Source organism: Butyricicoccus sp. (assembly GCF_977037065.1).
The window spans coordinates 1-12,281 of sequence record NZ_CDRQNY010000038.1; the positions used below are offsets into that span (position 1 = coordinate 1).

At 53.7% G+C, this 12,281-nt stretch carries 15 protein-coding genes and 2 pseudogenes; 6 read left to right on the forward strand and 11 right to left on the reverse strand.

The window, feature by feature from the left end; all coding sequences use genetic code 11:
- The 3 genes from ACWVX6_RS10100 to ACWVX6_RS10110 all read right to left on the reverse strand — a co-directional run.
- A partial coding sequence (locus tag ACWVX6_RS10100) for a helix-turn-helix domain-containing protein (RefSeq protein WP_455153064.1) occupies positions 1–228 on the reverse strand: 228 nt, incomplete at its 3' end.
- Positions 229–232: 4 nt separating this feature from the next.
- A complete protein-coding gene (locus ACWVX6_RS10105; protein ID WP_117579796.1) occupies positions 233–667 on the reverse strand; it encodes a sigma-70 family RNA polymerase sigma factor in 435 nt (144 codons plus the stop codon).
- Positions 668–1,194: 527 nt separating this feature from the next.
- On the reverse strand, positions 1,195–1,443 hold the full coding sequence (locus ACWVX6_RS10110) for a hypothetical protein (protein ID WP_455153065.1): 249 nt from the start codon (positions 1,441–1,443) through the stop codon (positions 1,195–1,197).
- Between the two features lie 60 nt (positions 1,444–1,503).
- Between ACWVX6_RS10110 and ACWVX6_RS10115 the strand changes: the two genes are divergently transcribed.
- Both ACWVX6_RS10115 and ACWVX6_RS10120 read left to right on the forward strand, forming a co-directional pair.
- Positions 1,504–2,373, forward strand: a complete 870-nt coding sequence (locus tag ACWVX6_RS10115) for a recombinase family protein (protein WP_455153066.1) — start codon at positions 1,504–1,506, stop codon at positions 2,371–2,373.
- A gap of 82 nt (positions 2,374–2,455) precedes the next feature.
- A complete protein-coding gene (locus ACWVX6_RS10120) occupies positions 2,456–3,004 on the forward strand; it encodes a hypothetical protein (RefSeq protein WP_455153067.1) in 549 nt (182 codons plus the stop codon).
- Positions 3,005–3,067: 63 nt separating this feature from the next.
- Here ACWVX6_RS10120 and ACWVX6_RS10125 read toward each other — a convergent pair whose 3' ends face one another.
- Positions 3,068–4,114 (reverse strand): LacI family DNA-binding transcriptional regulator, encoded by a 1,047-nt coding sequence (locus ACWVX6_RS10125; RefSeq protein ID WP_455153074.1) that lies wholly within the window; start codon positions 4,112–4,114, stop codon positions 3,068–3,070.
- Between the two features lie 592 nt (positions 4,115–4,706).
- Here ACWVX6_RS10125 and ACWVX6_RS10130 point away from each other — a divergent pair.
- The 3 genes from ACWVX6_RS10130 to ACWVX6_RS10140 all read left to right on the forward strand — a co-directional run bounded on the left by ACWVX6_RS10130 (position 4,707) and on the right by ACWVX6_RS10140 (position 8,590).
- A complete protein-coding gene (locus ACWVX6_RS10130; protein ID WP_455153068.1) occupies positions 4,707–6,350 on the forward strand; it encodes a solute:sodium symporter family transporter in 1,644 nt (547 codons plus the stop codon).
- Between the two features lie 117 nt (positions 6,351–6,467).
- The gene (locus tag ACWVX6_RS10135; protein WP_118360166.1) at positions 6,468–7,487 is read left to right on the forward strand and encodes a Gfo/Idh/MocA family oxidoreductase; all 1,020 of its coding nucleotides are present in this window, start codon (positions 6,468–6,470) and stop codon (positions 7,485–7,487) included.
- A 95-nt stretch (positions 7,488–7,582) separates the two neighbouring features.
- A complete protein-coding gene (locus tag ACWVX6_RS10140) occupies positions 7,583–8,590 on the forward strand; it encodes a Gfo/Idh/MocA family oxidoreductase (protein ID WP_455153069.1) in 1,008 nt (335 codons plus the stop codon).
- A gap of 245 nt (positions 8,591–8,835) precedes the next feature.
- On the opposite strand, the gene ACWVX6_RS10145 is transcribed toward ACWVX6_RS10140, so the two are convergent.
- The 3 genes and pseudogenes from ACWVX6_RS10145 to ACWVX6_RS10155 form a co-directional block, all read right to left on the reverse strand.
- Positions 8,836–9,240 (reverse strand): MATE family efflux transporter, encoded by a 405-nt coding sequence (locus ACWVX6_RS10145; protein WP_455153070.1) that lies wholly within the window; start codon positions 9,238–9,240, stop codon positions 8,836–8,838.
- The gene (locus ACWVX6_RS10150) at positions 9,201–10,031 is read right to left on the reverse strand and encodes an MATE family efflux transporter (protein WP_455153071.1); all 831 of its coding nucleotides are present in this window, start codon (positions 10,029–10,031) and stop codon (positions 9,201–9,203) included. Before ACWVX6_RS10150 ends, ACWVX6_RS10145 begins: the two co-directional genes overlap by 40 nt.
- A 105-nt stretch (positions 10,032–10,136) precedes the next feature.
- A pseudogene (locus ACWVX6_RS10155) lies at positions 10,137–10,253 on the reverse strand (glucosamine-6-phosphate deaminase); the annotation flags it as partial.
- Positions 10,254–10,302: 49 nt separating this feature from the next.
- Between ACWVX6_RS10155 and ACWVX6_RS10160 the strand changes: the two are divergent.
- Positions 10,303–10,629 carry a hypothetical protein gene (locus ACWVX6_RS10160; RefSeq protein ID WP_455153072.1) on the forward strand — a complete coding sequence of 109 codons (327 nt, stop codon included), beginning with the start codon at positions 10,303–10,305 and terminating at the stop codon, positions 10,627–10,629.
- 243 nt (positions 10,630–10,872) lie between these two features.
- On the opposite strand, the gene ACWVX6_RS10165 is transcribed toward ACWVX6_RS10160, so the two are convergent.
- The 4 genes and pseudogenes from ACWVX6_RS10165 to ACWVX6_RS10180 all read right to left on the reverse strand — a co-directional run bounded on the left by ACWVX6_RS10165 (position 10,873) and on the right by ACWVX6_RS10180 (position 12,035).
- Positions 10,873–11,016 (reverse strand): hypothetical protein, encoded by a 144-nt coding sequence (locus ACWVX6_RS10165; protein WP_455153073.1) that lies wholly within the window; start codon positions 11,014–11,016, stop codon positions 10,873–10,875.
- The gene (locus ACWVX6_RS10170) at positions 11,000–11,443 is read right to left on the reverse strand and encodes an IS256 family transposase (protein ID WP_455153075.1); all 444 of its coding nucleotides are present in this window, start codon (positions 11,441–11,443) and stop codon (positions 11,000–11,002) included. Before ACWVX6_RS10170 ends, ACWVX6_RS10165 begins: the two co-directional genes overlap by 17 nt.
- A 3-nt stretch (positions 11,444–11,446) precedes the next feature.
- A pseudogene (locus ACWVX6_RS10175) lies at positions 11,447–11,557 on the reverse strand (transposase); the annotation flags it as partial.
- Positions 11,558–11,837: 280 nt separating this feature from the next.
- The gene (locus tag ACWVX6_RS10180; protein ID WP_207663032.1) at positions 11,838–12,035 is read right to left on the reverse strand and encodes a helix-turn-helix domain-containing protein; all 198 of its coding nucleotides are present in this window, start codon (positions 12,033–12,035) and stop codon (positions 11,838–11,840) included.
- Positions 12,036–12,281: the final 246 nt, after the last annotated feature.

Sequence of the window (12,281 nt, forward strand, 5' to 3'; positions counted from 1 at the left end):
GCTGACAATGGAATGAATGAGCTTGATCTCCAATCGGCGCTTCATGTACTCGTCCACCCGAACATGGGGCTGGCCGTCAGGATCGTAAAGCGTCCGGGTGCAGAGCTTATTGATATAGCCCTCATAATACCGGAGTACCTGATCCACAGCCTGAGAGTCCCCGTCACGGGCGGCGTCAATCACCGAAAGAGGAAGAAGCTCCTTGCCCTTGTAAGTGGGGTTCTTCATACCTTCAACCTCCCTTCGGCATGAGTGCGGCCAACTTGATCCGCAGCTCGGTCAATGATTTTGCCCTTCGCCGCTGAACGGCGCTGCGAGACATTCCAACAAGGCGGCCAACTTCCTGATCCGGCAGGTCCAGAACAAAATGCAGAATCAAAATACTCTGCTCCTGAACAGACAAACCGGCGAAGGCGTCAGCTACAAGCTCGTTTTCGATATGCAGATCATACCCGTGGGACGAGAATGTAAATCTGTCACTGGGGTAATGATCTACAACGCAGAGCTTGTCCATCTCCATTTGCGGAATGTCGCTGAATGACAGTTCCCTGTCACGGCGCCTCTGCATTTCCCGAAGGTAGTCGATTGCCTCATGGTACAGTACCAGCTTGCAGTAAGCATCGAACTGGCACCGCTCGCCATAGTCATTGCGGGGGATCATATCCATCTTTTCACCCCCTTTCCTGGGGGAATGAGGTGGTTTTCTCCCTTTCCGCTAACAAGGCGAACGCAAAGCTACTCGCTAAAAGCCTCCTTTTTGAAAATTTCTCAAAAAATTTTTTTCGAGGCGGGCTTGTCCTCGGAAAACAGCAAAAAGCGCCCAGCAAGTCGCAACGGACCTGCTGGGCGCAGAAATGTTTTATAAGGATGATTGCTTACATGGTATAGTTCGCATTCAAAGCCGGATGGCTCCGATGGAGGGACTACGCTTTTTTTAGCTGGTGCAAATCATGGATACTACGAAAAAGAGAAAAGGACACGGTAAAATAACCTCCCATCGACTACCGTGTCCCTGCAAGTCGTCATTGGTTTGTGTAAACGCAAAGAAACGGCGGCTCTGATTTCTCAAAACCACCGTTAGGGTAATAACTTAAAATGAGCGCGCAAAATCACCTGCCCCAGCCAGCGGTTTTTTTCTTTCCCCGTAGTCGGGGCAGGTTCATGCGCTATGCAATTATTCTTCTTTAGCTTCTATCAAGCTGATATTTTTTGCTCTGCGTTCCACATAGCAGCATATTTTCCGCCTTTCGCAAGCAATTCTTCATGGGTTCCCGATTCAGCAATCCCACCATCACCCATTACAAGGATTTGGTCTGCATTTTTGACAATGGAAAGGGTATGAGCAATCATTACCACTGTCTTTTTCTCTTTTAACAGATTGGCGATGGCCTGCTTTACGGCAAGCTCATTTTCAATGTCAAGAGATGCTGTTGCTTCATCCAAAAGCAGGATGGGGCTATTTTTCAGGATAGCGCGGACTATTGAATCCGCCGACTGGACGAAATGCAGGCGCAGGGCCGCAGCATTTTCGACACCGACCTTGCCGTGGCATATTATGCCCGCGTTTCGACCGACAAAGACGAGCAGATCAACAGTCTGAGCAACCAGAAACGCTATTTTGAGGACTGCATTGCCGAAAATCCGCACTGGACGTTCACCGGCGGCTATGTCGATGAGGGCATCAGCGGCACGTCGGTCGAGGGGCGCGAGCAGTTCCTCAAAATGATCGAGGATGCCAAACGCGGAACGTTTGATCTCATTATCACCAAGGAGATCAGCCGTTTCGCCCGAAACACGCTTGACAGTCTGCGCTACACGCGCGAGCTGCTGCGGTTCGGCGTGGGCGTGTACTTCCAGAACGACAACATCAACACCTTCGACAAGGACGCCGAACTACGGCTCACCATCATGTCCTCGATCGCACAGGATGAGGTGCGTAAGCTGTCCGAACGCACACGCTTCGGATTCAAGCGGGCGCAGGAGAACAGCGTTCTGCTCGGACAGAACAACCTGTTCGGCTACAACAAGACAGATGGACGGCTGGAAATCATTGAGCCGGAAGCCGCCATCGTCCGTGAGGTATTCGAGCGCTACGCCGCCGTAGAACTCGGTCTGCGGGCGATCGCCAACGACCTGGACCGCCACGGCATACGCGGACGGCAGGGCCGTCCGTTCCATTATTCCACCCTGTACGGCATGATCCGCAACCCGAAATACAAGGGCTGCTATGCCGGACGGCGGTACGCCTCCCGTGATTACCGTGACAAGCGCAGCTACCGCCTGAGTGAGAACAAGTGGCTCGTACACGAGGATGACCGCATCCCCGCCATCGTGTCGGAGGCGCTGTGGGAGCAGGCCAACCGGCGGCTGTAACTCTCCTACGGTTTACAGCCACGAGCTGGACCGCATTCTCGCGCGTGTCTTTGCGCTGGTAACCGAGGAACAGTCCGCCGCCGTGCAGGAATACATCGACACGCTCCGTGCCTTTGCCGCCCGGCAGGACAGCGGCCCCGCCCTCGCCCAAGTCGAGCAGGAGATGGCGGCACTCGGAAAGCGCAAGGACAAGCTGCTCGATCTGGTGCTTGCGGGAGCGCTCTCAAATGAGGAGTTCAAGCAGCGCAACGAAGTCTGCAACGAGCAGCTTGCCGCACTCGAGGAGCGGCGCAGCTCCCTGCAGAACGCAGAGCAAACCCTTGCGGAACGCATCCGGCGTGTGGAAAATCTGCGCCGCACGATTGAGGAACAGTGGCAGGCGAACTGCGGCTTTTCGCGTGAAATGTCCAAGGCGCTGGTGAACCGCATCGTTGTGGATGCAGACGAGAACAAGACCTGTATTTCTCTGGATGTTTTCCTCACCGCCGGCCGAGAGTCCTGCACGGATCCGGTGCTTCCCGCCGCATCACAAGCCTCGGATGCACCGCTGAAAATGACCTTTCCGCGTCCGCGCTCCGGTCATCAGGGCGGGTATGAGGTGACGTACTGTGTACGGTGGCATCTGGATTGAATCCTATGAAAAAGCGCTGTTTTCCAAAGAAAACAGCGCTCCTGTCTGTCGTTTTTGCGTTGATTACGCCTGCTTCACCGAATCCCCCTGCACCAGCTCGGTGGGAACCAGAAAGCGCAGCGGATCGTATTCCTCTCCGCAGACAAACGAAATCAGCTTGCGGATGCTCAGCTCTGCCTGCTGACGGCAGTGCACATCAATCGAAGTCAGGGACGGCAGTGCTATTTTTCCAAGGGGATTATTATCCACGCCAACCAGCGAAACCTCGCCGGGCACCGAAACCCCGCGCAGGAACAGCGCCTTTGCCGCACCGACGCCCAGATAGTCGTTCGCACAGAAGAACGCATCCGGCAACTCGTCCACCTGATCCAGTGCACGGTCAATCGTCCGCGGAATATCCGCGTCATCCGCTCTGGGTGTCAGCAGCAGGTGCTGCGGATCACACGGCAGACCGAACCGCCGCAAGGCGCTGCAGAAGCCGTCATACCGTTCTCCGAATGCCGTGGAATACATCGGATCACCGATAAAACCCATTTTGCGGCAGCCGCAGGTATACAAATGCTGCACCGCCTGATAGGCCGCCTCTGTGTTGTCCTCAATATAGGTGCACACACGCAAGCTATGATAGCGTGTTCCCACCGCTACGACCGGCAGCCCGCACGATACGATATTGGCCGCCAGCGTTTCTTCCATGTCACCGAGGATCAAAACACCACTGATCTCGCTTTCCGTCAGCCACTGACGCAGTGCCTGCGAATCGCGATCCCAGTATTCGTGATCAAAAACCATCATTTGATAGCCGTGCTCATACGCCATCCCCAGAAACAGCTTCTGGAACGCCATATAGAAGTAGGAATCCTTCAGATGCGCGCCGGTCGAGATCAGCCCCAGCTTTTGGGACGATGTGCGGTGACTTTTATGTGCATAATACCCCAGCTCTGCCGCAATGCCGCAAATCCTTGCGCGCGTATCATGATTGACGTTTGGCATATCCCGCAGTGCCAGCGATACGGTATTGATGGAAACCCCTGCCCGCTCCGCGATTTGTTTGAGTGTAACCTTTGCTATGACGCATTCCCCATTTGTTTGAAAAAGTAAAACCGTTATCAGGTCACTTTCATATTAAAGTATTGTGCCGCTGATGTCAAGGGGCATCCAAACCGCAGACGGATCCTGCCGCCGTGGATACGGATCTGCGGTTCCCGCGTGTTGTTTATCGGTACTGCGACCGGATTTCTGCGCAGCTACCGATTACTATTGCGCTTTTATCATATTATGTATCGGTAAATCTTATATTAAAGTATTAGGAAAATATACGAATTAACCAAAGTTTTTTAATATTAAATCTCAATTATCTGCATAAAAGTTTGCTTTTTACTGTTCTTTCGCTGAATCGCGCCCCTAATCGGAGTTATTTCGTATGAAAACTCGCCATTTTTCACAAAAATCATTTTGCTTGACACCGAAAAATAATATGATAGAATGTGTTTGTAAGCAGAAAAATCATATCGTAAATCCCCATTATTTTTGTATTTCTAATATTAAAAAGCTATCTGTCGCCGGAGCAGAAAGGAGGACCCCAAACAAATACGCAGTCGCAAGCGCCTATAAAATTTTCCTGAGAAAGACTGCGAGGCGGCGAAAAGAGTAAGCACAAAATAATAAAGCGTAAAATTGTAGAGAAAGAAGGAGAGATCAACATATGCTTTTTACTGCTGTAACCTTCATTGCGTTCACTGCGCTCGTCGCTGTCATTGCATGGTGGCGCACGCGCGACGATGACCTGAGTACACAGGACGGTTATTTCCTTGCAGGCCGCAGCCTGACCGGACCGGTAATCGCCGGCTCTCTGATGCTGACCAACCTTTCCACCGAGCAGCTGATCGGTCAGACCGGCCAGAGCTTTTCAACCAACATGGGACCGATCGCCTGGGAAGTCACCTCAGCAGCAGCACTTGTCATTCTGGCGCTGGTATTCCTGCCGCGCTATCTCAAGATGGGACTGACTACCGTACCGGAATTCCTCGAAAACCGCTACGACAGCACAACCAAGCGTATCGTTTCCATCATGTTCCTGCTCGGCTACCTGCTCACCTATCTGCCGACCGTTCTGTATTCGGGCGCACTGGTATTCAACCAGATCTTCGAGGTCGATAAGCGCATGGGTGTATCGCAGATGCAGGGTGTTATCATCACAGCTGTTGCCATCGGTATCGTCGGCGCCTGCTACGCCATCTTCGGCGGCCTGAAGGCGGTTGCGGTATCGGATACCATCAACGGTATCGGACTGATCATCGGCGGCTTTATGATCCCGATCTTCGGTCTGCTGCTGCTCGGCAATGACCACTTCCTCGCCGGTCTGCGCGATCTGATCTCGGTCGTACCGGCAGAAAAGTTCAACGCCATCAATCCGGTCAACGCAATGGCGCCGATGATCCCATGGCCGGTGCTCTTTACCGGCATGGTCGTCAACAATATGTTCTACTGGTGTACCAATCAGGCGATCATTCAGCGAACGCTGGGTGCAAAGAACCTGTGTGAAGCACAGCGCGGTGCGATCTTTGCAGGCTTCCTCAAGTGCTGCGGCCCGTTCTTCATCACCATCTGCGGCCTGATCTGCTACCGTATGTCGATGGACCACACCGAGGGCTTCTTCTCCGCGGAGCACATCGCAAATCTGGCACAGAACGGCGACCTTGCCTATCCGACGCTCATCCTGAACGTCCTGCCCAAGCCGCTGCTCGGCTTCTTCGCAGCCGTGCTGTTCGGTGCGATCCTGTCGTCCTTTAACTCGGCGCTCAATTCTTCGGTCACGCTGTACACACTGGATATTCACCGCCCGCTGTTCAATCCGCAGGCAACGGACGCACAGCTGGTTCACATCGGCAAAATCTTCGGCACCGTGCTTGCCATCGTTTCGATCTGCGTGGCACCGGTCGTCAGCTTTGCTCCCTCCGGTCTGTATGACTTCCTCCAGTCCTGCTTCGGATTCTTCAACGTGCCGATTCTGGCGGCGGTCATCGTCGGTCTGTTCACCAGAAACGTTCCCGCTCGTGCCGCCAAGGTATCGATCGTGATGCACGTTGTTCTGTACTCCATTTCCAAATTCATCCCTGCACTCCAGAATGTGCACTACCTGTACGTTCTTGCGGTACTGTTCGTACTGAATGTTGCGGTCATGCTGCTGATCGGCAAGACCAGCCCGCGTGCAACGCCGTACGTCATGCAGGATGTCGGCGCTGTCGATCTGACACCGTGGAAATACCGCAAGATTGCTGCCATCGGCGCACTGTGCCTGATGTGCTGCGTTTACCTGCTGTTCTCTCCTCTCGGTCTTGCCGGGTGATGAGATAGAGCCGCCCGCACCGCTGACTGTTTTCCACAGCGGTGCACAGGCGGCAACCTAAAACACCAACAAAAAACATACTGAAATTTCTGTAAACAAAGAAAGGATGCTGTTACCATGGCAAAAACTTTAAAAATCGGTTCGGTCGGTCTGGGTCGTCTGGGCTATGAGCACGCAAAGAATATCGCAAACTATGTCACCGGCGCAGAGCTGACCGCCATCTGCGACACGGACGCAGAGCGCGTAGCACAGGTAGCCGAGGAGCTGAACGTTCCCTACACCTACACGGACGTAGCTGAGATGGTCAAGAACCCGGATCTGGATGCGATCGTTGTCGTTTCGCCCTCCATGTTCCATGCCGAGCACATCAAGCTCGCACTGGATGCAGGCAAGCACTGCTTCTGCGACAAGCCGCTCGACACGACGGTTGAAAAGTGCAAGTTGGCAGAAAAGGCTGTGGAAGCCCATCCGGACAAGGTGTTCATGCTCGGCTTCATGCGCCGCTTTGATGATTCCTACGCAGAGGCCAAGCGCCGCATCGATGCAGGCGACATCGGCAAGGTCGTTCTCGTCCGCTCCTACACGCAGGACCCCCGCACCACCATCGAGGGTACGCTCAAGTTTGCACCGCACTCCGGCGGCCAGTATCTGGATATGTGCGTGCATGACCTCGACCTGATCCGCTGGTTTACCGGCGCAGAGGTCAAGCGCGTCTGGGCGATCGGCGGCGTATTCGAGTTTGACCTGTACCGTGAGCTGAACGACGCAGATAACTGCTGCGCAACCGTACAGCTGGACAACGGCGCAATGGGCTTCATGTTCACCAACCGCACCCACGGTGCAGGCTGCAACGTAGAAACCGAGATCATCGGCACGCACGGCACGCTGCGCATTGCAAATGTCGGCGCAAAGAACCTGCTTCAGATTGTAGACGGCTCCGGCGCACGCGAGGAGTACTATCCGGACTTCCTCAGCCGCTGGCATCAGGCCTATATCAATGAGATCCAGGAGTTTGTATCCTGCATCAACGAGGGCCGCAAGCCCGGTGTCACCGTTTACGACGGCACCAAGGTTTCTCAGGCGGCATACCGCTGCAAGGAATCCTTTGAAACCGGCGAAATGCTGGTGAACGAATAATCATCGTTGCATCACGGGGCGGGCAGAGAACGCATCTGTCCGCCCGGTACCGCCATTCATTCTGTTTCCCAAGAGACCGGAAGGAGGACTCTGACATGAGCAAAGAAATCAAAGTCGGTGTCATCGGCTGCGGTGCGATCGGCAGACAGCATATCGCACGCCTGATGAACACAATTCCCGAAACGCGCGTGGTTGCCGTTGCGGATTATTATCAGCCGTCTGCGCAAGAGGTTGCAGAGCAGTACGGCATCACCTGCTGCGCCACCGGCGAAGAACTGATCGCACTCCCCGAAGTAGATGCTGTGCTCGTCACATCCGCAGACCCGTCCCATGCGGGCTATGTGCTCGAATGCATCAAGGCGGGCAAATTCGTATTCTGCGAAAAGCCGCTGGCGCAGACCGCACAGGAATGTGAGGAGATCATCCGCGCAGAGGTTGCAGGCGGCAGACGGCTGGTGCAGGTCGGCTTCATGCGCCGTTATGACCGCGGCTATGCTGCCATGAAGCAAGCGATCGAGTCCGGAGAGATCGGCGCTCCGCTGATGATCCACTCGTGCCATCGTAATATGTCGCAGGCGCCCGGCTTTGCGACCGACTACGCAGTAACGCGTGTTGCAATTCACGAAATTGATATTTCCCGCTGGCTGCTGGACGATGAATACGCTGAGGCGCAGGTGCTGGCAGTCCGTCAAAGCAAAAACACGCAGGGGGACTGGCTCAACCCGCAGATCATGATGCTGACCACCCGTTCGGGACAGCGCATCGATGTAGAGGTACAGACCGACGGCGCATATGCCTATGATATCCAGTGTCAGGTAGTCGGTGAGAACGGCACGGTCAGCCTGCCCGATCCGTCGGCTGTGGTCAAGCGCTCGGGCGCAGCCTGCAGCTTCCCGATCATGACCGACTGGTCGCAGCGTTTTATCGAAGCGTATGACATTGAGTTCGATGCATGGGCCAAGGCTCTGCTGAACGGTGCACCGGACGGTCCGTCCGCATGGGATGGCTACGTTGCCTGTGTCACCGGCGATGCACTCATTCTCTCCCGCCAGACCGGCAAGCCGGAAGCGATCGAGCTGATGGAAAAGCCGTCCATCTACTAAATGGTTTCTGCCTGAATCTATTCCCATTTTTTCATGCCCTGCGTATCGCAATGCGTGCGCAGGGCATCCTTTTGTCGTTTTCCCTGCGCTGTTCCGTAAAGGAGCAGGGCTGACCAGACCGATCACCCGCTCTGCAAACAAAAAAGACAGCTCTCGCTGTCTTTTGGTTTGTCGAAAAGCCTTCGCGCCCGCAGGGCGCGGCTTTTCATCGAGCTTCGATCAAAAGTGCAGTTTCGATCGAGAGGCTATTGCATCATCTCCCGCTTGATCTTCCCAATCCGCATATAATACCATACCAGATTGAGCGCCGCCGCACACACCCATGCTGCGCCTTCCGCAAAAAATACGCCGCTCTGCCCGATGAAGGTCGGCAGCACGAGCGCCGCGCCCATGCGCATGAGCATTTCCGCAAAGCCGGAGAGCGTCGGCACGGTCATCTCGCCCAACCCCTGCAGTGAGGAGCGATACGCCTGCAGCACGAACAACGCAAGCATAAATGCCATCAGTATCATGAGATACTGATAGGCCACCGCCAGCGCATCCGCTGCGCCCGCCTCCTCGGTCGAAAGAAACAGTCCCAGCAGCGGTTTGCCTGCAAGAAGCATAGCCGTCACGATGGCGGCTGTAAATCCGGCGGATAGGGCCAGCACCGCTCGATGCCCGCATCAATGCGTGCCCCACGGTTCTGACCCATATAAGCTGTCATGGCATAGCCAAACGCCACCGATGCACTTTCGAGTATGCCATACAGCTTATTTACCGCCGTATAGCCCGCTACGAACACCACGCCGAAGCCGTTCAATACGGACTGCAGCACCATGCCGCCCAGTGTAATCATGCTCATCTGCAGGCCGGTCGGAATGCCAAGGCGGCACAGGTGCAGCAGAATGGCAGGGTCGGTTTTCCAGTCAGCCTTTGTCAGCTGCACGAACGGCAGCCGCCGCAGAGAACGCAGACACAGCAGAAACGCAATCAGCTGTGCCAGTACGGTTGCGAACGAAGCCCCGAAAATACCCCAGCCAAACCCCATCACGAACAGCAGGTCGAGCGCAATATTGGCAAAGCTTGCCGCGATGATCGCGAGCAGCGGCCTTACCAGCAGCAGGCTGATGATCGTCACCGCAATGCCGAACCAACACGACAGCTTAACGATCATAGCCAGTACACGACGCAGCCGGTCGTATGCGCCCGCGCCGAACTCCTGCGCCGCGAGAATCGCAAAGCCCTGCGTAAAGCCCTGCAGTCCCCATAAAACCAGCCAGTTGATCCAATCCGCCGCACCGATGGACGCCAGAGCCTGCATGCCGACACCGCGTCCGATGATTATCGTATCCACGATGGTATACAGCTGCTGAAACACGCTGCCCAGCATCAGCGGCAGGGAAAACAGCAGAATCAGTCGTATCGGACGGCCGTGTGTCATATCGGTAACGCGCACCATATCACACCTCCCTTGCGAAAAATCAGCAAAACCCAAAGCACAGAAGGAGACAAAACTGCACTTCGGGTTTCGAGGCGGTGATACCGCCGCTGATATGATCAGAAATCAGATAAAGTCACCGCACAGGCTGAGCGCTGCCTCATCTGCGATAACGATCGCATCATTATCCAGCTGCAGGATCGATCCGGGCACTTTGGGCGTCACCGGACCGAAACAGGATTCTCAAACAGCAAGAGTGTCCAAATGAAAGATATAGTGGTAAAATAGAGCTATGAAAAAGATGACAGTAGAGGCATGGAAGAAATGCCCGGTATGTGGAAAAACTGAAAATCAGGTACGAGCAGGATATAATGGGTCAGGAAGTCAACGCTGCAAATGTAAGGAGTGCGGCAAATACTACACAATAAACCCTAAACAGCACACGTATCCGGAAGAAACCCGAAAACTGGCACTAAAGATGTACTATGGCGGGATCAGCGGACGAAGTGTTGGAAAGATTCTGCACATGAACAAATCCAATGTGATGAATTGGATAAAAAGCCAGCTGCAAGGAGAATTCAGCGCCCAAACAGACACCAAAGATCGTGGAAATGGATGAACTGTATTGGTTTTTGAAGTACAAACCGAGAACAAAAACGCGGGAAAAATAGGGACTATCCCGAATTCTGTGTAACCGCCAAAATGCGGTGTAAAATAGAACTTATATTTCAAGGCGGGAGCGGCGTTGGCTGCGCCCGCCTTATCTACAACATAACGCCAACGGGGGCGGAAGTCAAGGGGCACCCTCGTCCATTGGAGCCTCGGCGGCGGCGCAGCGCCCCTTGCCCTTCGAGCCGGATTGTTAATCCGGCATCCGATCCTCGAAGTAGATTGCCAGCTGGGCATGAATCATGCTCCAGTCCTGTCTGCGGCCGGTCCACTTTTTCGTGATGTCGATCATCGCCAGATACAGCATTTTGAAAAGGCTGTCATCGGTCGGAAACACGGATTTCGTTGGTTACCTTCCTGAGGTAACGGTTAAAGCCTTCAATCGTGTTGGTCGTATAGATCAGCCGCCGAAGTGCCTGAGGAAACTTGAAATAGGTACTGAGATTTGCCCAGTTATCCCTCCACGACTGAGAAATTTTGGGGTATTTCTTGTCCCAGTGTTCTGCGAACGTGTCTAACGCGTCCAAAGCAGCCGGTTCATCTACCGCTGCGTAGACTGCTTTCAAGTCAGCCATAAGTGCCTTCAAATTCTTGTAGGAGACATATTTGCTGGAATTTCGAAGCTGATGGATGATGCAGTTCTGGATTTCCGTCTTGGGATAGACCGCCTCGATCGCCGCAAAAAAACCGGTCAAATTGTCCGTGCAGGCGATAAAAATATCCTCGATGTCCTGGCTGATGCTGGTCTGATTTTTCCGCAGCACCTTGGGTTCGAATTCGCTCTTGCGATCCCGCGGCACAGATACCTCTACATCGCTAAAACTGGTGCGCAGGGTTTTGCTGCTGTACCCGTTCCGGCTGTTATCCGTGTCCTTGTTCTTGCTGCCTACATTCGCCAGCTGCAGCAGCTCACGAATTTTTTCGCGACGTGTGTTTTCTTCTGGGGTTCTTTTCCTTCTTGCCATTGTGATTACCTCCGTCATCCTGCTTCTATTCTACACCTTGTTGGAGGTTTACACAAAGTTTGGGATGGAGTCGGAGAACTTGTGAAAAATCCAATGGCGCTTATACACACTCTGCCTTATCCAATCAGCTAAAGCGAAGCTTGTAACATAGAAACGCCATAGGTTTTTGAGCCTACGGCGTTTCTTGTGATATTCACAGTTCTAAACTTTCCAGCCACTCGTCAAAAGATTTCTTTGAAACGCGGATTGCATTTTCTATGCGGACGATCCTGAACTCCTCCTGCTTGACGAGCTGATATGCGGTTGTGCGGCCGATGTTGAGCATGGCTGCAATCTGTTCCACGGTATATGTGCGCGGTTCCGGCAGTGACTTTTTCTCTTTCTTGTCCATAGTAACCTCCATGTATTTGCCTTGTCATTTTGACTAAGGGAGTGAAGAATGGCAGTAGCAATCGGCTTTGGCTGGGTGTCCTCTTGCTAAGAATTTGCTAATAGGACCACCCAACGGACACATAAAACTGCGTCAGAATAGGTGTTTTGCACCATAAAGTTCGTTTACTACAAGTCATTCTGCGTAAGGGATGATATTGGAAGTTACATCCGAACCGTGTATCACATGGTAAGCCATACTCCTAAG